Source organism: Flavobacterium sp. TSSA_36 (assembly GCF_051547165.1).
In the GTDB taxonomy this organism is placed as follows: Bacteria; Bacteroidota; Bacteroidia; order Flavobacteriales; family Flavobacteriaceae; genus Flavobacterium.
The window spans coordinates 36,024-58,656 of record NZ_JBPTTP010000007.1 but is presented as its reverse complement, the minus strand read 5'-3'; the positions used below and the strand labels follow the sequence as shown (position 1 = coordinate 58,656).

The 22,633-nt window shown below is 38.1% G+C and carries 16 protein-coding genes; 2 read left to right on the top strand and 14 right to left on the bottom strand.

Features of this window, described 5'->3' with window-relative positions:
* Positions 1-637 precede the first annotated feature (637 nt).
* The 3 genes from ACSVH7_RS13040 to ACSVH7_RS13030 form a co-directional block, all read right to left on the bottom strand.
* Positions 638-4,483 (bottom strand): T9SS sorting signal type C domain-containing protein, encoded by a 3,846-nt coding sequence (locus ACSVH7_RS13040; RefSeq protein WP_438067138.1) that lies wholly within the window; start codon positions 4,481-4,483, stop codon positions 638-640.
* 632 nt (positions 4,484-5,115) lie between these two features.
* The gene (locus tag ACSVH7_RS13035) at positions 5,116-5,958 is read right to left on the bottom strand and encodes a glycoside hydrolase family 25 protein (protein WP_438067137.1); all 843 of its coding nucleotides are present in this window, start codon (positions 5,956-5,958) and stop codon (positions 5,116-5,118) included.
* 10 nt (positions 5,959-5,968) lie between these two features.
* Positions 5,969-6,694, bottom strand: a complete 726-nt coding sequence (locus ACSVH7_RS13030) for a CDP-alcohol phosphatidyltransferase family protein (protein WP_438067136.1) — start codon at positions 6,692-6,694, stop codon at positions 5,969-5,971.
* Between the two features lie 208 nt (positions 6,695-6,902).
* Between ACSVH7_RS13030 and ACSVH7_RS13025 the strand changes: the two genes are divergently transcribed.
* Both ACSVH7_RS13025 and ACSVH7_RS13020 read left to right on the top strand, forming a co-directional pair.
* Positions 6,903-7,949, top strand: a complete 1,047-nt coding sequence (locus tag ACSVH7_RS13025) for a PorV/PorQ family protein (protein ID WP_438067135.1) — start codon at positions 6,903-6,905, stop codon at positions 7,947-7,949.
* Between the two features lie 304 nt (positions 7,950-8,253).
* On the top strand, positions 8,254-9,384 hold the full coding sequence (locus ACSVH7_RS13020) for an Lnb N-terminal periplasmic domain-containing protein (RefSeq protein ID WP_438067134.1): 1,131 nt from the start codon (positions 8,254-8,256) through the stop codon (positions 9,382-9,384).
* Positions 9,385-9,455: 71 nt separating this feature from the next.
* Here the strand turns inward: ACSVH7_RS13020 and ACSVH7_RS13015 are convergent, their stop codons facing one another.
* The 11 genes from ACSVH7_RS13015 to ACSVH7_RS12965 form a co-directional block, all read right to left on the bottom strand.
* Entirely contained in the window at positions 9,456-10,847 is a 1,392-nt protein-coding gene (locus ACSVH7_RS13015; RefSeq protein ID WP_438067133.1) for an exopolysaccharide biosynthesis polyprenyl glycosylphosphotransferase, read from the bottom strand.
* Between the two features lie 52 nt (positions 10,848-10,899).
* Entirely contained in the window at positions 10,900-11,904 is a 1,005-nt protein-coding gene (locus ACSVH7_RS13010) for a glycosyltransferase family 4 protein (protein ID WP_438067132.1), read from the bottom strand.
* Complete coding sequence (locus ACSVH7_RS13005; RefSeq protein WP_438067131.1) at positions 11,876-13,216, bottom strand: O-antigen ligase family protein; 1,341 nt, start codon at positions 13,214-13,216, stop codon at positions 11,876-11,878. Before ACSVH7_RS13005 ends, ACSVH7_RS13010 begins: the two co-directional genes overlap by 29 nt.
* A gap of 1 nt (position 13,217) precedes the next feature.
* Positions 13,218-14,294, bottom strand: a complete 1,077-nt coding sequence (locus ACSVH7_RS13000; RefSeq protein ID WP_438067130.1) for a glycosyltransferase — start codon at positions 14,292-14,294, stop codon at positions 13,218-13,220.
* Positions 14,294-15,409, bottom strand: coding sequence for a glycosyltransferase family 4 protein (locus tag ACSVH7_RS12995; protein ID WP_438067129.1), 1,116 nt, complete (start codon positions 15,407-15,409; stop codon positions 14,294-14,296). The genes ACSVH7_RS13000 and ACSVH7_RS12995 overlap by 1 nt, the downstream gene beginning before the upstream one ends.
* A gap of 40 nt (positions 15,410-15,449) precedes the next feature.
* Complete coding sequence (locus tag ACSVH7_RS12990) at positions 15,450-15,923, bottom strand: mobile mystery protein B (RefSeq protein WP_438067128.1); 474 nt, start codon at positions 15,921-15,923, stop codon at positions 15,450-15,452.
* Positions 15,924-15,925: 2 nt separating this feature from the next.
* Entirely contained in the window at positions 15,926-16,390 is a 465-nt protein-coding gene (locus tag ACSVH7_RS12985) for a mobile mystery protein A (protein WP_438067127.1), read from the bottom strand.
* A 420-nt stretch (positions 16,391-16,810) separates the two neighbouring features.
* A complete protein-coding gene (locus ACSVH7_RS12980) occupies positions 16,811-17,806 on the bottom strand; it encodes a glycosyltransferase family 2 protein (protein WP_438067126.1) in 996 nt (331 codons plus the stop codon).
* 314 nt (positions 17,807-18,120) lie between these two features.
* Positions 18,121-19,776 (bottom strand): hypothetical protein, encoded by a 1,656-nt coding sequence (locus ACSVH7_RS12975; protein WP_438067125.1) that lies wholly within the window; start codon positions 19,774-19,776, stop codon positions 18,121-18,123.
* A gap of 156 nt (positions 19,777-19,932) precedes the next feature.
* Positions 19,933-21,480 carry a glycosyltransferase family 2 protein gene (locus ACSVH7_RS12970; RefSeq protein WP_438067124.1) on the bottom strand — a complete coding sequence of 516 codons (1,548 nt, stop codon included), beginning with the start codon at positions 21,478-21,480 and terminating at the stop codon, positions 19,933-19,935.
* Positions 21,477-22,628 (bottom strand): glycosyltransferase family 4 protein, encoded by a 1,152-nt coding sequence (locus tag ACSVH7_RS12965; RefSeq protein ID WP_438067123.1) that lies wholly within the window; start codon positions 22,626-22,628, stop codon positions 21,477-21,479. The genes ACSVH7_RS12970 and ACSVH7_RS12965 overlap by 4 nt, the downstream gene beginning before the upstream one ends.
* Between the last annotated feature and the right edge of the window lie 5 nt (positions 22,629-22,633).

The following is a 22,633-nucleotide window of genomic DNA, read 5'->3' as shown; positions in this document are numbered from 1 at the left end:
TCAAAATATGTTATCGATAAAACTTTAATAAATACAGTACTTTTCATGAGTTTCGAAGTTTTAGATTGAAGCTGAAAATGTGTTTTTAAACCACATAAGTCATCGAAGCAAATTCCAAAATAAGAAATTCTAAATTCCAATGCTATAAACAGCAAATCGAGTACACTATACCTATAGTAGTTCGTTTTAGATATAGGAAAAAGCTTAACAGCAAAGTTCAATACTATTGCTTTGTGTAGCTTAGTAACTTCTCCATGTTTCTTTGTGGTAAAAAAATTTAACCGCAAAGTTTGCAAAGGTTTACGCAAGGTTCGCAAAGTTCAAAAATAATCTATTGAACTCTTTTAAATCCGTTTCATCTGTGAAATATGTGTCTCAAATTTAACCGCAAAGTTCACTAAGAAGGCACAGAGGACACAATCTTTTAAAAGAATTAAACCCTTTGAAAGGTGTGCAATCTGTGTCTTAAATTTAACCGAAAGGACGCAAAGACGCAAAACTCAATAGTGTTTCTTAGTGGTAAAAACTGAACCGCACACAGTTAAACGGTTAAACAATTAACCAATCTAATTGCAAAACAAACACCCTTTCAAAGCACTGAACTCTGAAAGGTTTTTTTAGTTAAAAAGCTATTTCTTTAGTAAATAATCTTCTTGTTACTGATGGCGCCATTGGCCAAAGTAGTTTTCACAATCAAGGTTTGCTCACTTGAAGACAAAGACGAAATATTCCATTCTTGTGTGTTGATTTTCGATTGATCGTACACTTTTCTGCCCAACAAATCGAAAACTTGCACTTGCGCTATCGCTTCTACCGAAGAGGTAAGCGTGATCTTCTTGTTTTTTACACTTACGATTAGTGACTTGTCTACTACTTCATTATCATCGGCACTCAACGTTTTATTAGTGTATTTCAATACAAATCGGTCGTTCTCCACCCCTTTGATAGCGGTAAAAGTGTACTTGCCTTGGGTCAATTCATGAAGAGTGTTCGTCTTTTTATCTTCCAACCAAATCTCTTGACTGGACATAGCACCACCTCTATTATCAATACTAATATCGAAGTCTCCTACAAGGGTACTTCGATAGCCTAAGGGCACTTCGTCTGTTATTTCAAAAGGCAAGGCTCGTCCTTGTATGGCTAATTTTTTTCCTTGATTGATACTATAAAAATCTACAAACTCTTGACCATCAAAACTCGGCCCGTCATACCCATTGTCCCAATCGTTGGTAGCACCTGCCAGGTACCCTATTAGCAATTGTTTGAAAGCTCCACCACTATTACTCAAATTCAACCAAAGGAGATGTTTGGCAATAGTTGTCTCTTTTTTAGTATTGGACGGTTTAAAAAATTGATCGTTTTCACCAATGATTCGCATACTGTTTTTAAATTGAAAACTACTGTTCGCTGGAATTCCTAAGCCTGTCCCAACAAAAAAAGACTGACCTGCAGCAATTTTTCCAGATGGAATTGAGCCACCAGAAAGAGCAGCTCCTTTTGCAGTTCCCGTTCCGCCTGTACGGTTATAAGTCGCATAATCACCCGCAGCATAAACATTATTTGAAAGCGCCGTATTATGGGTCCAGAAATACAAAGCGCCATAAATAATACCAGCATTGTTCTCATCGGCCATAAACAAATTCGCATCAATTGCCGAAGGATACGGATTACCTATCAAATTATATTGATCACTCGAGACAGAAAAACTATATACTCCATTGTTCGGGATTCCTGAAAAAACAGCTTCATACACCGAAGGGAGTGTGGTAGAAAATGATTGTGGGCCTCTAATAATATAGCCTCTTCCGATGGTCATTACACCAGAGGACAACTCGTTTTTCCATTGTCCCTTTGTCCCATCAAACGAAAAAAACTTGTCTGAAAGTGTCAAAGGAGACAAATCAAATAATGTTTGATTTTGTACCGAACTAGACCAATAGGTAAAATCCATTTTCCGAATGGGAGTCGTATTTCTTTTCATTTTTATCACCCCCAAATTACTAACCTGATCCTCTAATTGATGCAAAGTAGCTCCACTTTCTAAAACCATAAGACCATTACCCTCATATTGATACCGTAAAGACAAGGCAAGATTAGAGGGAATATTAACCGTTACCCCAGCAGCAATAGTACAACTACACGCATAAATATTTTCTGCAAGTGTAAAATTATCTTCAAAAAGCAATTCCTTTCCTGGGGTAGGTGCTGTATTGGTCCAAGCTCCTGCAACTCGTTTCGTACTATCTACACATAAAAGGAGCCTAGCTACTCGATGCTTGGTCACCCCTGAAATCGAATTAAAAGTTCCTCCAATCAATAGTTTTTCATCTGCTGTAAAAGCCATAGCAAACAGACTACCATTCAATTGGGTCAAAAAGCTTCCATCTACACTTCCATCATCTTGAACACGAACCATTCTTTTGACACCTACTCCATTATATGTTCCAGAAAACGTACCTCCAAGCAGCAGTTTACCATTCGGTTGCACCAAAATAGCTCGAACCGTTCCGTTACTAAATCCTGATCCGGTTAAGAAACTAGTATCTAAACCCCCATCAGGATGCAGTCGAACGATTCTTCGTCTTGAAATTCCATTAAAAGTCAGAAAAGAGCCCCCAACCAAAATTTTACCATCAGATTGCAAAGCCAAAGTATAAACGATTTTGTCAAATCCTAACCCAATAGAGAAAGTACTATCAACACTCCCATCCGCAAGCAAACGGACAATCTTTTGAGATGGAATTCCGTTAAAAACTGTAAAATGACCTCCCAAGAGTATCTTTCCATCCGACTGCAAAACTACCGTTTCGACTATACCATCTTCAGCTCCCAAACCCGTACTAAAACTAGGATCTAATGTGCCATCGGGTAATAATCGTGTTATTTTTATCGCGGCTATGCCATTATAGGAAGAAAAATTACCTACAAGAATTATTTTCCCGTCCGACTGAACCGCTACGCCATACACCTGTCCATTGCAACCTGATCCAATATTGAACGAAGTATCTAAACTACCATCGGATAATAAACGAGCGATTCTATTGACCGAAGTCCCTTTATAAGAAGTGAAATTCCCGACAATAATTACTTTCCCATCAGGCTGCAACGCCACATTACGAATAGTAGCATTAGCGCCTTGCCCTGAAGTAGTAAAGGCAACATCCATTTCACCTGCCTCGTTGAGTTTAACGATTCTAGGAGCCACTTGACTATTAAATTGAGTGAAATCCCCAACAACAATTATACTTTTATCGGATAACGGAAGTAGCTTTGAAACGCTGTTATTCAAGCCCACTCCCGAAGTGAGATACCCAATATCTAAGGCTCCTTGGGAATCAATTTTGGCCAACCTTCCTTGATTTTGATCATCAAAAATGGAGAAAGAACCTCCAACATACCAAGAGCTATCCATGAAATTTTCTAAAGTAAAAACACTCGCAGAAGCGGGTCCTTCACCTATATCAAAAGTAGTATTGATCGTCCCATCGGGATGAAAAAGTTGCACTCTATTGACTGCTACTCCGCCATAAGTACCAGAAAACGAACCTCCCATCATAATCGCTCCACTCGAAGTGACACAAATTGTCTCAACTGCCCCCGAACTAAAACCTGAACCAGAAACAAAAGAAGTATCAACAGTTCCATCAGAATGTAGGCGCAAAACTCGACTCGCTAGATTGCCGTTATAGGTGGTAAAAGAACCACCCAAAATAATTTTACCATCTGCTTGAAGAGCTATGGCACGAACACTAGCGTCAAAACCAACTCCCGTTTTAAAACTTGCATCCAAACTTCCATCAAGGTTTAATCGAGCAATTTTACCTATAGAAACACCTTGAAATGCATCAAAATCTCCGCCAATAATAATTTTACCATCCGATTGAAGTTCAATTTTTTGTATCAGTTTAGAAGTCCCTACACCAACATTAAAGCTAGTGTCAACAGCTCCGTTGCTCAAAATTTTTACTATTCTGTTAGCACTACTGCCATTAAAACTCGTAAAACTTCCTACCAAAAAAATACTACCATCGGATTGTAATGCAATATCGTAAATGATATTATTCGAAGCACCAGGCGTTGCAATAAATGACGCATCTCGAGTACCATCAGGAAGTAACCGAACTACTCGACCAACAGCGACACCATTAAAAGTAGTAAAAGAACCAGCAACGAGGATCTTTCCATCGGGCTGAAGCAAACAAGCATAAACTTTGTTGTTAAATCCTGACCCTAAAGCAAAAGAAACATCTTTGGATCCATCAGGCAACAATCGACACAAATAAGGGGTAGCCACACCATTAAAATTTAGAAATTCTCCACCTACAATCAATTTCCCATCAGGTTGAACCGCTAAGGCTCTAACAGTAGCATCGAAACCATCACCCAAAAGGCCATCATCATACGTGTTAAAGGTAGGATCAACTTTTCCTTGTTGGCCAAATACAGTGCAAAAGCTGAGCAAAAAAGTGATAAAAACTGGCAAAAAAAATTTTATTTTCAAAGGAATCCTTAATTAAGTTAGACTTCAACTACTGCTAAAAAAGAAACAAGTAGTATTGAAATAAAAATAAAAAGAGGAAATAAAAATCACAATACCCAGATTTAGTGATATTTACATTTTTTATGAAAAAATATTTACCCTCAAAAATGAAAACTATTGAAACATGTAAGCCATTAAAATTTTAGATTGAAGTGGAAAGTGTTTAAATCATTTGAGGCAAATAAGACCATAGAAGTTTGAAAAAAAAGACCACAATCTTTAAATTAAACGATTAAACAATTACCCTCAAAAATGAAAACTATTGAAACATGTAAGCCATTTAAGTTTTGGGTTGAAGTCGAAAGTGTTTAAATCATTTGAGGCAAATAAGACCATAGAAGTTTGAAAAAAAAGACCACAATCTTTCAATTAAACGATTAAACAATTACCCTCAAAAATGAAAACTATTGAAACATGTAAGCCATTTAAGTTTTGGGTTGAAGTCGAAAGTGTTTAAATCATTTGAGGCAAATAAGACCATAGAAGTTTGAAAAAAAGACCACAATCTTTCAATTAAACGATTAAACAATTTAACCCACTAAATGAGTCCATAACAAACTCACCGCTCTGCCAAACTACTCAACAGTAATAAATTGCAACTGTTGTAAATCGCCGTTGTAAATATTCACATCGACATTTCCCTTTATGCCAGGAACTGCTGCCTTTTCGGTAAATTGCCAAAAAAGCCAATCGTTTTGAATTTCTTCTCGATAAAAATTATAATTGGCAATCCAAAAGAGGTAATCACTGAATTCTTCTTTCAAAAAATCATCATAATATTTTTCCCCCGTGTAAATAATAGGTTTCACTTTATAATAATTTTCGATGGCTTGCAACCATCTCCGCAGTCCTTTTTTGAGATTGGACATGGATTGATTTTTGGGTAACTTTTCAATATCCAATACAGGAGGTAAATCTCCCGTTTGTAAATGAACGGTCTTGATGAACAACGCTGCTTGCTCTAAAGAATTCTCATTCGGACGATAATAATGATAAGCGCCACGAATCATTTTGTTCTTTTTAGCGCCTTCCCAATTGCGCTTAAATTGACGATCAACAGTATTATTGCCCGCAGTAGCTCGGATAAAAACAAAATGCAAAGGGTATTGATTCTCAATTGTATCAACATAGGACCAACTGATTTTTCCTTGATATTCAGAAACATCTATTCCAACGGTTTTGCCTTCATGTTTTTCGAGTACTCGCAAATTTCTGGCTTCCGAAAAAACATCGGTTTTACTTATCTTGTCTGATTTAAAACCCAAATAATAAGCAAAAGCGGTGCGATAATGATACCCTATTAAAAACAAAAAAAGGAGCACTACTCCAGCCCACAAGCCTTTTTTAAGCAAAACCATTCCATTATTCACTTTTTTACTAGAAGAACGTTTGGTATATCTTTTCGTAGTTTTTCTCATGCGCAACAAACTATGGCTTCTGCCATTTATTAGTTACAATTGAAAGCAATACATAGAAAAGAATCACTAATGGGAGACCCAAAAATTGAAGGCCAACCAACAATAAAAGAGAAACGACAAGAAAGAAAAAAGTCAATTTATTTTCTTTGAACGACATTTTTTTAACTTTCAAAGAAAACAAAGGAATTTCGGCATTCAAAATATAAGCACTTCCAATAGCTATGGCCAATAGTACCCAATAATTGGATAGAATTTCAAATAGCATAAACGAATCAACATGTTGGATCACAAGTGGCAGACTCAAAATAAACAAAGCGTTAGCAGGCGTCGGCAAACCAATAAAAGAGTCAGTTTGTCGGGTATCAATATTAAAATTAGCCAATCGGTAGCAGGAACCCAAAGTGACCAAAAAGCCTAAAAAGGCCAAGGCATACTCCACAGTAAAAGGATCACTCAGCTGCAAACCGAAAGCATTGAGCATCATATAGAATAAAGTTAATCCAGGCACGACACCACTGGTAACCATATCGGCCAATGAATCTAATTGTAAACCCAAAGGACTGGAGACTTTAAAAAGTCGCGCAAAAAAACCATCAAAAAAATCCAAAAATATCCCCAAACACACAAAATAAAAAGCCATTTCAGCTTCTTGCTGTACTACAAAAGTCAAGGCGATACATCCACAGAATAAATTCAATAATGTAATGATATTGGGAATGTGTTTCTTAATAGTCATTGGGATTCAGATTAAATTATGTAGACGCAAAAGTAAGATAATAACTGAAAAAGAAATACGTTTTTCGGCAGAGTTTCGGCTTCAACTCGCAAAGAAAACAGAATTCTCCATGAAGTGAAGCATAAGCTCCCTAAAAAATTCTATTTTTGAAGAAAATATTCACCCAACTAGTCCTATTTTACTTTTGAAAAAGATCGTTCCCTTTTTTTTGGTACTCCTCACCTTGTCCTGTGCTGCACAATCGGTTCGAAAGTATTCGAATGAATTTCTCAATATTGGGGTGGATGCCGCCGCCTTGGGAAGGTCCAATACTGCCGTGGCTAGCACCGCTGATGTCAATTCGGGCTATTGGAACCCTGCAGGTTTGATACATCTCAAGGATCATCAAGCTGCCGCTATGCATGCGAATTATTTTGCCAACATCGCTCAATATGACTATTTGGCTTACGCAGCTCCCATTGACGAGGAAAGCGCCTGGGGCATTTCGCTCATTCGTTTTGGGGTCGACGATATCTTGAACACCACCGAATTAATCGATAATCAAGGAAACATCGACTATAATCGGATCTCGTTATTTTCGACTGCCGATTATGGGTTTACCTTTTCCTATGCAAGACAATTGCCTGTGCAAGGCTTCCAATACGGCATCAACGCCAAAGTGGTCCGCCGTATTATAGGTGACTTTGCCAATTCATGGGGCTTTGGTTTTGATGTTGGCTTGCAATTTGAACGCAACAATTGGCAGTTCGGCTTGCTGATTCGCGACATCACGACCACCTACAATGTGTGGAATATTGACGAAGAAAAATACCAATCCATTGCCAATGCCATACCCGGAGAAAACCAAGATTTACCAGAAAGCACCGAAATCACGGCACCAAAAGCTCAACTGGGTCTGGCAAAAAAATTTATTTTTCATTACGACTACAGCCTTTTGGCTGCTGCGAACCTCAACATGCGTTTTGCCAAAACCAATGATATTGTTGCTACTGATTTTATAAGTATTGATCCCGCCTTTGGTTTTGAATTGGGCTACACCGACCTAGTTTTTTTAAGAGCAGGAGTCGGAAATTTTCAAAAAGTCACCCAATTAGACACTAGCACCAAAACCGATTTTCAACCTAATATTGGACTCGGATTTCAATACAAAGGCATTCAAATAGATTATGCTTTAACCAATTTAGGCAGTACTGGCGTGGCTTTGTACTCAAATATTTTTTCGGTAAAAGTTGATTTGGGACAATTTAGAAGGTAATATCAGTTATTCGGTTTTCTGTTATCAGTTTTCTGTTATCAAGTTATGGATCAAGTGTTTTGTCTTCGTGTTGCTTCGTGCCTTCTTTGTGTTGCTTTGTGTTGCTTTGTGGTAAAAATAGTTACCACAAGGAAAACAAAGGTTTACACAAGGAAAGCAAAGTTTAAAACGATTAAACAATAAAACAATTCCCCCTCTTTACGGTACAATACGGAGCTATAACTTAAATATATTTTTCTTTGCGAATACCAACAACTCATCAGAATGCACTATTTTTACACCGCATACTAATCTTATTTTTTTTATGAATTGGACTACATCAGCCGCTACTGCTCTACATAAAATCATAGTAATCATCCTTCTCTTTTGGGGATCATGGACTTCGGCACAACCCTTACCTCTTTCTCCTAAAGCTAACATTAGTATTTTGACCTGTGCCACTGGAAATGAATCCTATTCCTTATTTGGTCATACCGCGATTCGAATTAGTGATCCTGAACAATTCATAGATGTAGTGTACAATTATGGCGCTTTTGATTTTTCGACTCCTAATTTTGTGGCCAAATTTGCCAAAGGCGATTTAAAATATTTTGTAGTAGCCGACTCCTATTCAGATTTCATCAATCGATACCAATACGAGGGACGTAGTGTTTATGAACAAAAATTACAAATCAGTACTCCCGTTAAGCAACGTATTTTTGAAAACCTCAACACAACCTTACAATCAGAGCAACGGTTTTATACCTATAAATTTATTGATAGAAATTGCACCACTATGGTAGTGGATGTAGTAAACGAAGCGCTTGGAAAAAATATCATTACAAAAACAAATCAATCCGAGGCTACTTATAGAAGTGTACTGTACCCTTACTTCGACCACCATTTTTATGAACAATTGGGTACGAGTATTATTTTTGGAACCAAAGTAGATCAAAAAGCATCCACCGTTTTTCTTCCATTTGAATTATTAGAGAGTCTAAAAAAGTCGCGGTATCAAAACCAATCATTAGCAGCACCAGCTGTTAAAATAGTAGATATTGCACCAACAGCCGCCGTATCTTGGTGGAATAATTGGTACACTTATATCGGTTTTTTATTGGTCGTAGCACTTTGGAAAAAAAGAGGGATCATGTTATCTTTTTTGACACTAATGGGAATTTTGGGAGTGTTCTTCCTGTTTATGAGTCTTTATTCCTTGCACCCTGAATTGGCCAACAACTATAATGTGTTATTATTCAATCCCACTTTGCTTCTTTTGGTATTCTTTTCTTTAAGAAAAAACAAAAAAGCGACGCAGTACCTAGGTTACTTCAATTGGGTTTGTTTTGCTTTATACACCCTAGTTATAATAAACAAAGCTCCTTTTTTAATCATTACACCATTGCTTGCGATTACTTCACTTTTAGTATATAGAATACAAGTACGCACCCATTAAATTTTGCTTCTCCTCTACTATTTACTTACATCTTCTTCTCACCTTTTCACTTCTCACCTCTCACTTCTACCCTACTGTCCTCTATAAAAAATCACAGTAGAAATGGTTTTAAAAATAATATTCATATCCATAAAAACCCCCCGGTGTTTGATATAATAAAGATCATATTGCAATTTAACCAAACTTTCCGCGATGGATTCCCCGTAATTATAATTCACTTGAGCCCAACCCGTTAAACCAGGCTTAATAATATGACGGGTTTCATAAAAAGGCATGATAGCAGAAATTTCAGCTACAAAGATCGGTCGTTCGGGGCGAGGACCTATAACCGCCATGTCTCCTTTTAAAATATTAAGAAACTGAGGAAACTCGTCCACACGTGTTTTTCGCAAAAATTTACCAAAAGCCGTAATTCTGCTGTCCCCATTTTGGGAAAACACGGCGCCGTCTTGCTCTGCATTTTCAACCATCGTTCTAAATTTGTAGATTTTGAAAACGACACCATCTTTCCCTACCCGCTCTTGGGTATAAAAAAGAGACCCTTTATTCCAAAACCAATTGGCTACGACCAAAAAAGGAATCAAGAAGAGACAAATTAGCATGCCTAAAACAGAGGTTAACAATTCAAAAAAACGCACTTGATACAAATACAATTGATTGTTATTACTGCGACTAAAAGGAAAAAAACGATAAAAATCATCTGCAATTTGATGTACTGGAATGCGCTTGGTCTTACTTTCATACACTTGCACATATTCTCGGATACTGATACCCGATTCTAACAAATACAACAATTCATGGTATAAATCAGTGGTAATCCCATCGGTTTTTTGAGAAGCAACCACCATTTCGGAGACCTTATAGCGGGACACATATTTGCGTAAGGTAGCGATTGGAATTTCGCGAGGTACAGCTGAAATCAAGACACTTGTATCGGATTGATCTGAATTCACATACCCTATAATACGATACAAAGGATCGGCTTCGTATAAATCCACTACTAATTGCTGCAACTGTGTTTTATCACAAATTAAAATAACATTTTGAGCAAAACGATTGGAAGCCAAGTAGCGCACATAAAAAACACGCCAACTGTATAAAGAAAAGAAGACGGTCGCATAAAAAACAACAAAATCCAATCGGCTTTGAGGCAATTGGGGGGATATAAATGGGGTAAAAAGAAAAAACAAGACCGTCAACGAAGTGGTGAGCAGCGTACTTTTCAAAATTTCAAAAGCATTACTAGCTACTGGCAAGTGATACATTTCAAAAATCCCTCCAAAAAGCAACAAATAAATCGAAAAAACAACCGACCAATAAAACGTGGCTTCGGAAAAAGTAAAATAGGAAACGGTAAAAAAAAGGGTCAGTAAATACAATGCTAATAGCACTACAATAACATCTACTATTCGCAATAACAGCTTTCGTTCAGAAAGCTCAAAATGCATCCTCTTATTATTCATAAACTGCGGTATTGTTTGGCAAGATACTAAATTTCGTAGGGACAAATCTAGTTTATTTTAAAATGCTATGCCAATGAGATTGTACCAATTTCCAATCAAAAGTAGCAACCTTCGCTTTGGCGTTACTTGCTAGTTGCGCATATTGGGCGGGATGCGCAAGTAAGTAAGAGATCGCAGCACTCATGGCCTCGCTATCAGCATCTGGAACCAACCACCCCGACTGCTGATGCTCAATCAAAAAGGGCATACCTCCAACGCTTGTGGAAACCACTACGAGTCCCAATTGCATGGCTTCTATCACGCTGACAGGCGTATTATCAAAATGGCTGGTATTGATAAAAAAATCGAAGTTTTCAGACAAACGAATCCAATCCGTTTTCGCCATTTTTCCCATAAAAGTGATGGGCAATCCCAAGGACATTGCCTTGTTTGTAAGCAGTTGTTCACTACCGTCTTGATCAGGACCTACCATGCAAAGTTCGGCCTCAGGATAGGTTTTACGTAGGGAAGTTAAAACCGTTAACGCCATTGTGGGATTGTAAATTGAGGCAAAAGACCTAACCCATAATAATTTTGGCCTAGGAAGGGGTCTTGCTTTAAAAGTATACTGTTCGCTTAAGGCATTGGGAATCACCATCAAATTAGGACAACCCACTTTTTGAAAAGCAGCTTCCAAATAGGGCGATGGACAAATATTCTGATAAGCTTGACCAAACAAAAGGGCACAATAGCGAGGATGTGTTTCCCAACGCTTAGGTAAATTACCTCCGTGCAAAATCGGGATATAGGGCAATTTTCGCAACCTGCAAAGGCGACTCATCCAAAAGGCATACCAAAAATTCGTCGTACTATAAGTGTCAAGTAGTACATAGTCAAGGCGTGTTAAAAAACTCACTTTAACCAGCATTTCCAAAAATCGGAAGACTTTACTTTTATATGAAGAAGCATAACGCACATGGTACCCTTCGCCAGCCAATAACGGCCCAAGCGTATCAATACCCGTGGGATTATACCCCTGTAGCGCTAATTTATTCCCGAGGTACAAGAGGTGCTTCACGTGAGACTTTTAAAAGAGATAAGGCATAGATAAACGCCGGAGCGGCCAATCGCATCGCGGCATGATTGATGGTCAACAACCAAAAAATATAAAAGGATAACGCCAACACATTTTGTCGATCAACGCTAAACCAATACAAGGGCGTGAGAAATAAAATCAATAAACAAACCACGCCTAACGTACCATGCTCGGCCAACATTCGCGTGATTTCATTATGAGAAGCGGCTTCAATACCCGTTTGAGATTGTCGCAATTCTTTGTTCTTGCCGACACCAATTCCTAAAATAGGGTTTTCAAAAAACATCTTGAGTTCCGACTCAATCAACACCTCTCTTCCGGTCAGCACACTTGATTTTTCGCGACCGGCTGCATCTTGATTCGCATAGCGCTTATCCAACAAACCGCTTGTTTTTACCGAACTATAACTCCAAACCGCCAGTGTAGCCAAAAACGATAAAGCAATAATCCCCGTAATCTTGGGCTTGGTTTGAAAATTGGCTTGAAAATACAAAACAGCTAACAGTAATAGAATCATGGCGCCACCAGTATACACACCTCCCCGGGAAAAGGTAATAAATCCTCGGTAAGCAAAAAACAAGACCAAACCGCCATTGACCAACTGCAACAACGCATTGGAAGAATTCAATAAGAGTTGCACAAAAAACACAAAAATCCCAAACCCTAAAATGGTAGACACCTGATTCGGACCAAAACCGCCAGAGGTCTCGAAATTAGACTGTGTCCCGGTAATCACATCCTGAAGATTGGGGGTGTAAAAAAACAAATACGTACCCAAAACAAGCAAGGGCAAGGAAAAAGCGGTGATTACACCAAGCAATCGCTGAAAGGTAAGCTGACGACGATAACAATAGATGGCCGAAATCCCCAAACACAAGGGCCCCATGATATTGAAGACAATGGCTTTTTTTACATCAGAATTCAAATCTAAAGTGACGGTGGAAAGCACCACACCTGGCACCAAAAAAAACAAAAACACCCAAAAAAGTAAGGCATTTCTAGAAAAACCGGAATAAAGCATGCCCATCCCCATAAAAAGCATAATCAAGTATTTGCCATACTCATTCAAAAAAGCACCACCGGTCATTCGCAAAACGATCTCCGCACTCATGGCATACGCCGCCATGACCAAAGCTTCGTTGTTTCTATTCTTATTTTGGGCAATATAATACATGCCAAAAACCAGAATAAAAAGGCCATAAAGCTTCCCCAATAAAGGAATCGCAAATAACAACCCACCCAACAACGCATGTAAGGTCAACAAATACAAATATACTTTTTCTTCTTTTTTCATGTTATAAAGTTGCGATCCAAGTCAAATAACGGCTTACGATGGACGATGCGGCATAACGATCTTGGACTACAGTTTGAAAAGCTTTCGCTAGTTGCGCTCGTAACGGCAGGTCTTCAATTACGCGCACCAAAGCCTCGTAAAAACCCTGCGCATCACCCGAAGCAACTATAAAGCCCGTTTTTTCAGACGCAATCATATCAGGCAACGCCCCCACTGCAGTAACTACCACGGGCAAGCCATGCATTCCATACTCCAATACCGCCACAGGCAAACCCTCAGAAACCGAAGTCAAAACTCCAATCGTACTTTGTTGTAAAATCGAAGCCACATCCGACTGTGAACCGTACAAAAATACTTGATTTTGGAGATGTAAAGCTACGATTCTGTTTTTTATAGCTTTTGAATAGTCATCTGCGAAATCTTTCCCTACCAAATGAAACGTCCAATCGGGATGCGTGGGCTTAAGCAGATTAGCTACTTCTAACACTAAAAAATGGTTTTTTTGTGGTCTTAAATTGGCCAACAGCAACATTCGCTTCCCTTTTTCTCCCTCTAATCGAGTGATAATTTCACCATTTTGCAATGCATCCAAAGTAAAATTAGCCAAGAACTCCACATTTTTGGAATGCAAGCGGTCTTCATTCCAATGTTTTAATGCCTCATTAACGACAACGACACCACTAAAAAAAGAAGCAGTCAGTCGCAATACAAAATCGGGGCGTTCTTGTAAAAACTCCATATTCCCATAATGATCATGCCGAATAATTTTTAAAGAGGGCAAGCTCAATTTCAAAAGAAAGGCAAGAAAAAAAGACGTACTATGCGCATGAACATGCGTTACTTTGTGCTGTTTTACAAAAGAACGCAATCTGAATAATGCCTTCAGGGCTACTTTTCCTTTTTTATTTAAAAAAAAATAAGAAACTCTAGCATCGATTTGTTCCTTCAATTCACCTTGTTTTCGTGTTGCCACGAGCCCGGAAAATGGAAGACACGCTGCCAATGAATTAGCATAATTGACTGCCATTCGCTCTGCGCCGCCCGATTCTAAAGAATCTATGAGTTGAATAATCCGCATCAGTACAACAATTTTTTAATTTCGCTTTCAAAAGATTCTAAAGTGTAATTTCTTGACCACGCGGAAGCCTTACCCCTGATGGCATCAAAAAGCGAAGGGGAATTGATAATCGCCTCTAATTTTGCAACATCTTTAGTCAAATCTAAATCCAATAGTATCCCTCTTTCACCATTATCCAACATAAACGGAAGGCAAGATATAGGGGTAGCAACAGGAATACACCCCCAAAACATACCTTCAGCAATCGCCTTGGGCCAACCTTCACTCTGAGAAGGCAAAAGTACAAAATGACTTGTTTTGTAGGAACTTGTTACCATAGCTATATTTTGGTTGCCTTGAATTTTGACTACATCATTGAGATGGTTTACATGGATATAATGCGCTAGGCGCGTCCTTTGCTCCCCTTCACCAAATAATTCCAAAGCTACATCATACCCCCTTTGATGTAAGGAGGCTACCAAATGAACCGCATACATTGGGTTTTTACCCGAACTTAATGTACCGACATATACAAATTTTATCTTTTCATTTAAACGCAAACAGGCTAATGGTTTTTGATCATTTATGGAATAAGAAGCGGTAAAAAAAGGCAGGATATTTTTCGTACTCCCCTCCCATTCCCCATACACCAATACTTGCATGTTTCTAGTCAAGAACGTATTCCTCAAAAGCCATTTTTGAACGCGATAACTCCAAGGTTGTTGGGCTTTAGGATCCCAATTCCCAGCATATTTAGCGGTTTTAGGCTTGAAAGGAAATAAAATCTGAACCAAACAGCCTATCAACCCTATATTCCCTGGGCAACGCAAATGAATATGATCCGCTTGGAACATGGCTTTGAAAATTTGCCAAACAATTCTTGGAAGGGCAAAGAAGGTGCTTAGTATGGATTGCCAAGTCAATACATCAATCGCATCAATTTGAAAAAAAGTAATTTTCTTATGATCATAAGAACTCTCAATGGCTGTGGGCTCTTTTTCTTCAAGGGCTCCCACTACGAGGAATTGAGTAACATACTTTCCCCAAACATTCATTTCTCGAATATAAGGAGCATAGGCAAAATAAGCATTGCCCTGCTTTTGGTGAATGACGTGAGTGATGATGGCGAATTTCATGACAACATGCTTTATTATGCTACAATTTTATGATTTTTGTTTAGGATTGAGCAAATGCAATTAATGGATCTATGCGATTTAAATCAGCCATCAAGCGAGAATGTCTTCCATTTCCATTTGGAAAACAATGAATACTAACTAGACGATGTTTTAAACGGATCGCTATTACTTCTGGTTCATATACTTTGTTATCAATCCAAAATAGACAATCTTCTAAAAGTATTTTTAATGTTGTGGATATCAGGTAATAATTCACTCCAATATTCTTTTCTGATTTTCTAAATTTACCCGCCCATTTCCATATGTTTCCATACATCTTCTGATGTAATTTTTTTACAAACGATTCCGAGAGTAATTGTTCTTTCTTTAATTTCTTGTGCAGAGTCCACTCAATTGCACTTTCAATATTTAGCTGTTCAAATTCATCTAGTTCGGCTCTAGTAGTAATTGTAGAAATCAAAAGACCTTCTTTTTCCTCTTCATCTAGCGCGGTTTGCCCTTGTATGTAATTCAAATTTAATCCCATAAAAACTTAGGCATTTGCTCTTTAATAGCTTGTGTCTTTTGCTGAATAGCTTTTTGAATCCGTAACTCAGTGTTTTGCTGCGCTTCTAATTGCATAGATTGATGTGTGCGAAGAACAATTTCTCTTGCAATTTCATGAGCTCTTTTTTCAATCATAGCCTCCAAACTCTCTTGTTTAGGGACAAAACCATAGACCAATTTCATATCTAAGACTCGAGCTACTTCATGCAATGATTTCAATGTTATGGCTCCAGTGCATTCTCTTCCCTCCATTTCTTTCACACTTTGCGCAGAAATGGACAAGCGATTCCCTAATTGGCGCATCGACATTTTTAAGGCAACTCGAAGCGTATGTATCCATCCTTTCGTGGGCACCACAACCGATTGCAACGGTTTAAATACCGCTAATTTTTGATCGGTTTGATCAATTAGCAATTGTTGTTTTTGATTTTTCATAAGGCTATATCCTTATATTTTAGACGCAAATATAAGGCTATACCCTTAAATAAAGAAATAATTGTAAACCCAGAATCCGCATTAGACTTCGTAGCGAAACTGAATTATTCAATAAAAGCAAGAGCTCACGGACTATTTTTGAAGAAGGAAACAACGTTCAGTGAATACCTATAAAAAATATAAACCAATGAGCTAATACTTTCGTATTTTGAATTTAAAAATAGGAGTAAGTTCTTGGTTTTGAAGAAGAATTTAGTTGTAGTAGATTTCTAATGCGGAATCTGGGTTAAAGGTATACACTTAAAAAAATTACTCTTGATTAACTAGAATTGCCCTAGGTAATAGTAAAAAATTATCTTGTTAACTCGTAAAATTCTTTCAGTAACTCAGCTGGATTTAGGCACAAATTAGCTTTACTTACTATTCTTTCGGTTTATTAAAAAACAAACGCCACCACCCCACCGTTCTTCCCAAGGCTTCCGTAAATGCTTCCATGCGCTTTGCAGTAGTAAAGGTATTACTGAATCGAATAAGCGTCAAAAGCAACGTTATTGCGTGCCATTTGAAACGATCTTTTAAAGCGGGATTTGGATTTTTCACACGCCATACATACCAACCATTTCGAACGACCATTTTACCGTATTGGTATTGATTCGGTCTTCCCGAAGCAGCATGATAATGGTTCAAAGTAGCCGCTGTATTCACAAATAATTTACCGGTTTTGGCTACTCTCAAACAAAAATCGGCATCTTCATATAATCCATACCCTTCAAAATAAGCAGAAAATTGAAACGTTTCAAATACAACTTTCTTAAATGAAGAAACACCGCCCATCAATTGTTCTACTTCATAAATTTTTCCACTAGGAGGCAAAAACCCCACACTTCGCCCATGAGAAAACAAAGGTGAAAATCCTGGAGGACAATCGCTGTCTAATCCTAGTTTTTTTCTTAAAACAAAACGACTTCCATCCGTCCTTTTCCAGCCATCAAAATAGAACTCATTTATTTTTGACCGGTAATTCGGTTCAACATTCTCCCATTTTGTTTCATTATGAATATAACCTCCAATGCCCAGCGCCTGCGGAAACTTTTGGTAAGTAATAATCAACTCCTCAAAATAGTTTTTTTCCAAAACCGTATCATCGTCTAAAAAACAAACAATTTCCATGGCCGCACTGACCTTTGCAATCCCATAATTGCGTTGTCGAGTCAATCCACGATCCTCTTGGGGAACCAAAAAATAGTGCAGATTTTGAAAGGGATGTTGTTGAAAAACCAATTGCGTCGCTGCATCGGTAGAGCCATCAATTATAAAAATTTCATCGGGATATAAAGTCTGGCCCTGCACCGATTGCAACAGTTGCAACAAGGACTCAGGGCGTTGGTAGGTACAGATGATAAGGGAGAATTTCATGTTTTTGGGTGGTTGATAGCAACTAATTCGTAAATCTAATTAAATTCAGTGAATGCTATTCACCAAAATAGACCAAATTACGCTATCGTCTTTGTTTTTTCATATTAAAAATCTATAGGCTGCGGAGACATCCCGTTTGCGCCTCCACCAATTGCAATCATGGCAGTATGAACTTTGGGAGTTGGTAGGCACAGATAATCAGAGAGAATTTCATAGATGGTATAAATTATCAACGAATTTATTAGGTAATAGTGCTAAGATAGAAAAGAATAAGGATTTCACTTTATGTTTCATAATATGGTACAAAATTAAAATTATTGTACGACTCTAAAAATTTTATTGGCAGAGGTAGCAACTTCAATGGCTCCCAACGCATCTACATCAAAAGTGATAGTTTCAAAATCCGACCAATAGGCCATCCATTCCTGCAGTGTGGGATTCCATATATCCTGTTCCTTAATTTTTCGCCCCAAGGCTTTGAAATTTTGTGCAACAATAGGGTCAATCGTAGTGGGGGTAGCGAACAGTTTACCCTGATGATAAGGCATGGGAACGGAAAAATAGGTATGGGCTATAAAAACACCTTTTTCTTGAACCAATAAATCAAGGTTGTCAGCACACAACGCCTTTTTAAAATCTACCATTTCAAGGGTTTGAAAAACATAGAACTCCTTTTCAAATAGTTTGTGTTTGAAAAAAACAGGCTGGTACTTGGCTAAAGGGTAAGGTATATTTTTAGTCTTAGGCCAAAGTAAAAAAACTTTAAAAATCTGATGCACTAAACCACTTCCAGTCTTAAATAAGGCAATGAATGAGCCAAAATCGTTTTGGTAGACCACTTTCTTAAAAAGTCCTGCTACTTTTCGATACTGCCGCAATATTTCGGGATTCCCATAAAAATGAAACACGATGTTTTTGAGCATCAAGGCGGCGCTAGCGGTACAGCCCAAGCCTTTGACTCCCCTCCTGAAACTTCCTAAAGTAAAATGTCGGGGATTCAACTGATTAATCACACCTTGAGTCGCGGTCCCAGAATCAATATAATTCCAAAGAATCTGAAGGTGTTTATCCTTCAAATTTGCTTCATAAGCAGCAGAGGCGATCGGCAATTGTTCAAACAACGAAAAATTATAAGGCTGATACCCATGATCAATCCAAGTAGTGAGCTCGGGAAAAGGAGGTTGGAAACTAAAAAACTCCTTTTTACTGTCTTCAGGAGTCCGTAAGGATTGCGTCAACGAATGATAACACAATTCATGGCTATCTTCCCGCCAGAGCGCTAATTCAGCCGCATCCTTTTCAAAGGAGGCATTATCGGCGCGTTTCGAAAAATGATTCAAAAAAAAGCCTTTCGTTACTTTGATGCCATTTTCCTTAAAAAAACGCCGCTGCAGTACTAAATTTTCTGCAGTATCAAAATCGCAATGGTCCGTAAAACAAACAATCGCTGAAAAAGGAAGCTTGGACCGACTAAATTCGATAGCATTTTGTCTAGAAAACAACAAAGATAAAGAGGGTAAGCTCGAAAAATCAACAGACGCCTGTGTTAGAATTCTATCATTACCGGGCTTAGTGTACCGCGTGATCGGGTTCGCATGTTGCGGGTGGAAACGCCACCATACAATCGATTGGTTTTTTTTAGGATGTACTTCCCAAATCCCCTCTACAATATTGGCCTGCACCAATGTCCCATCAGACAATTTGATGATTTTGGGGCAGAACGGATTCGCCACCCAATCAGATTCCGCAGGAATCCACTGATAATCATGGGAACGATAGTGGCTAATCGGGAGCGTAAATTGGATCTCCAAATCAAAAGACATCAGACCAGGAGTCAAAAATGCATCAAGTGATAGGGTCACTTTGAAGGGATGAATAGAATCGAAAAGAAGCTCTTTTCTGCCAGAAGGCAAAATAATAGCAATAGAGCGTATCAAAGTGAGGCAGGATTGTTCCAACAGGGGGTTCATTTAGTTGCATTTTTTTAGGCTCATCAAAGTCATACCTACCTAAATTAAAGGCACAAATATACAAAAGAGTTCAGTGCAGTTGTAATTTTCAAAAAAGCAAAACATTCTTAAAAACTTCAAATTACACTTATAAAGCGATCAGATGTTAAAGCAAAATTACTTTTGGTTGTGCTCCTTTAATCGCTTCGCCCAAAACAAGCTCACTTCCCATTGTTTTTGAAAAGTAACAAAATAGCGAAAAGGATTTTTAATGTTTTGCAAGCGATAATATTTAAAAAAAAGTATGGTTTTATACCCTAAAATTTGCTCTTGGTTATCGTGTTGTTGTTTGACATACATAATAGTTGGCGAAGGTTTGGGCGGAATGGGTGCATCTTGCCATTGTAATTTTGGTTGGGTTCTAAAGCCGCCCATTGGGGCTTTTAGGTGAGTAATTAATGGTTTGGGAAAATAAATCACATCAATACCTAAATTACGCAACTGCAAACCAAAATCAGTATCTTCACCATAACCAAATTCTAAAGCGTTATCAAAGGACACTTGTCGCAACAATTCAGACTTGACAAAACTATTCCCTGAGCCGAAAATACTAGATTGAATTATAAAAGTATCAGACAACTTCTCATTTGGCTGCAAATAGGAATTAGTCACGCATTTTTCACCATACTTTTTAATATTTTCAAATGTTTTTTCAATTAAATCAGCTTCAAATCGATTATCATCATCATTTAAGAAGACCCACTCACTTTCCACCTGCGCCAAAGCTAGGTTTCTGGCATTACAAGCTCCTGTCTGATGCGTAAAAGTGTGTTTTATCAAAAACGGCCAAGAGGCATCGTTTAAATAATCCAATTCGGAAACACTGCCTAACTCAGGATTTTGCTCTACAATAATAACATTTTTTGGCAAATGAGTTTGTAACGCCAAATCTTTCAAAACAGCATACAAATATTTTTTTCGTCCAAGGGTTGGAATAATAACATCTATTGAAGCTTCCTCCACCACCTTTCGTGTCGACTGAACAACGATAGCATCCAAATCAATACCAAGGCTAGTCCGATTGCTATAAAATAGGGCTTTCATAAATGCAAAAAGCGGAAACCTTTTTTCATATAGCATTATATTCAAAAGCAATAAAACAGTCCATCGCGTTTTATAGTGTTGCTTCACAAAACGAAAGGGGCCACTAGTACTTACTTTAGGCACAGTCAAAACAGCGCTTGTTTTTAGTAATCTTGGTTCTGAATAACAGCACAATCCCAAGGGCATTCCAATTTTAGCAATCGAATGTAAAAAATAATCAAAATCACTGTCCATTTTGATTTTTTCTTTAAATTGTAGAAGTATTGAAGCATGCATTCCTCCAATATCACTACTCATTAGCCAAGTAGGATACCGCACTTCTTTATTGATAGTGATAAAGGGAGAATCTTCTACATAGCCTATGGCTCGACCCAAATAAACTGTTGAAGAAGGCGTAAAAGACACCATCATTTTGCGATGATGCAGCAGTTCAGGAAACGCTTCCCAATCGACTACATCCGAATAAACGTCCTGACACCACACTAGTACTTCATCAGAAAATTGAGTAGCCATTTGCATCAATACCGCAGCTATTGATTTTTGAGTTTCAAAGCCAATGATGTCTTGCTTATCGGAGAGTATCCGTGTAACTGTCTTTGTATTATGATAGATTGTAATCAAGACTTTTTTATCAAAGATTCATAAAAAATAATAGTCTCTTGGGCTATTTTTTGAATATCAAACACCGCTTCAACCCGGCTACGAGCGGTGGCGCCCATTTGATGAGCCACATCAACATCTTGTAACAAAGATATTATTGTAGCCGCATAACTTTCATGATCCTTAGGATCGACCAAATAGCCGCTTTCCCCATCCACAATTACCTCTTGTGCCCAACCAAAATGACTATTGACTACGGGTTTTTGCATCGCCATAGCCTCGATAGTCACCATACCAAACGTCTCTGCAAAACTTGGAAAAACACAAACATGGGCTTTCTTAATAACATCCAGTACGTCAGCATAGCTTTTTTTACCCAAATAGCTAACATACTCCAGATCGGCAGCTTCAAATTCTTTTTCCAATAACGCCCAAGTTGAGGGAGATTGGGTTTGAATATCAAAAGAATCACTTCCAATAAGAACCAATCGAGCTTCTGGAACAACTTTTCTGACTTTACTAAAAATGGCAGGAAATTCCAACACTCCTTTTTTGCGAATAAGGGTACCCACATATAAAATCAGTCCGTTTTCATAAACCAAAGGGGTACCATTTTGAAATGCGTGTAAGGCTAATCCGTTATAAATAACCGCTACCTTTTTGCTGGCTAAACCAAACAAGCGCTGCGTCACTTCCCCTGCAAAAGTGGTCGGGGCTATAAAAGCATCAGCGTGTTGTAATGCCCACTTTTCAAACCAAAAATTCTTCTTTTTTTGTTTTCGTTGTTCCAAATGACAAAAATAAGCATCACTGCCGTGAAAGCGAATCACTAAAGGGGCTTTCAACTTCATAAAAGCCGTAATACCTGTCCAATCGGGTGCTTCCACTAGAGCAATCCCTTCCGAAAGTATATAGCGATTTAAATACCGCTCTATATACTTCCGATGCAAAAACCAACCCAACAAAGGGTATTTTTGATTTTCAATTAGATGAATACAAACCCCATGCTCATGAATAATCGCATGTTCTTTTTGACCATATACAAAAACAGTTACTGTAACGCCCCTTGCAGCCAAAGCCGTGGCTAAATTATGAATACTCGTGCCAATACCCGCCGCATGCAACACACGGGAATGAGGATATTCAGGAGTTAGAAAAGCGATATGCATAGATA

Excerpts from the sequence above, each read along its gene's own strand:
- ACSVH7_RS13020 (WP_438067134.1), top strand. The coding sequence starts at position 8,254 with ATGAATTGGACTACATCAGCCGCTACTGCTCTACATAAAATCATAGTA.
- ACSVH7_RS12985 (WP_438067127.1), bottom strand. The coding sequence starts at position 16,390 with ATGAAAAATCAAAAACAACAATTGCTAATTGATCAAACCGATCAAAAA.
- ACSVH7_RS13015 (WP_438067133.1), bottom strand. The coding sequence starts at position 10,847 with ATGAATAATAAGAGGATGCATTTTGAGCTTTCTGAACGAAAGCTGTTA.
- ACSVH7_RS12995 (WP_438067129.1), bottom strand. The coding sequence starts at position 15,409 with ATGAAATTCGCCATCATCACTCACGTCATTCACCAAAAGCAGGGCAAT.
- ACSVH7_RS13000 (WP_438067130.1), bottom strand. The coding sequence starts at position 14,294 with ATGCGGATTATTCAACTCATAGATTCTTTAGAATCGGGCGGCGCAGAG.
- ACSVH7_RS12975 (WP_438067125.1), bottom strand. The coding sequence starts at position 19,776 with ATGAACCCCCTGTTGGAACAATCCTGCCTCACTTTGATACGCTCTATT.
- ACSVH7_RS12965 (WP_438067123.1), bottom strand. The coding sequence starts at position 22,628 with ATGCATATCGCTTTTCTAACTCCTGAATATCCTCATTCCCGTGTGTTG.
- ACSVH7_RS13030 (WP_438067136.1), bottom strand. The coding sequence starts at position 6,694 with ATGACTATTAAGAAACACATTCCCAATATCATTACATTATTGAATTTA.
- ACSVH7_RS12980 (WP_438067126.1), bottom strand. The coding sequence starts at position 17,806 with ATGAAATTCTCCCTTATCATCTGTACCTACCAACGCCCTGAGTCCTTG.
- ACSVH7_RS13005 (WP_438067131.1), bottom strand. The coding sequence starts at position 13,216 with ATGAAAAAAGAAGAAAAAGTATATTTGTATTTGTTGACCTTACATGCG.
- ACSVH7_RS13035 (WP_438067137.1), bottom strand. The coding sequence starts at position 5,958 with ATGAGAAAAACTACGAAAAGATATACCAAACGTTCTTCTAGTAAAAAA.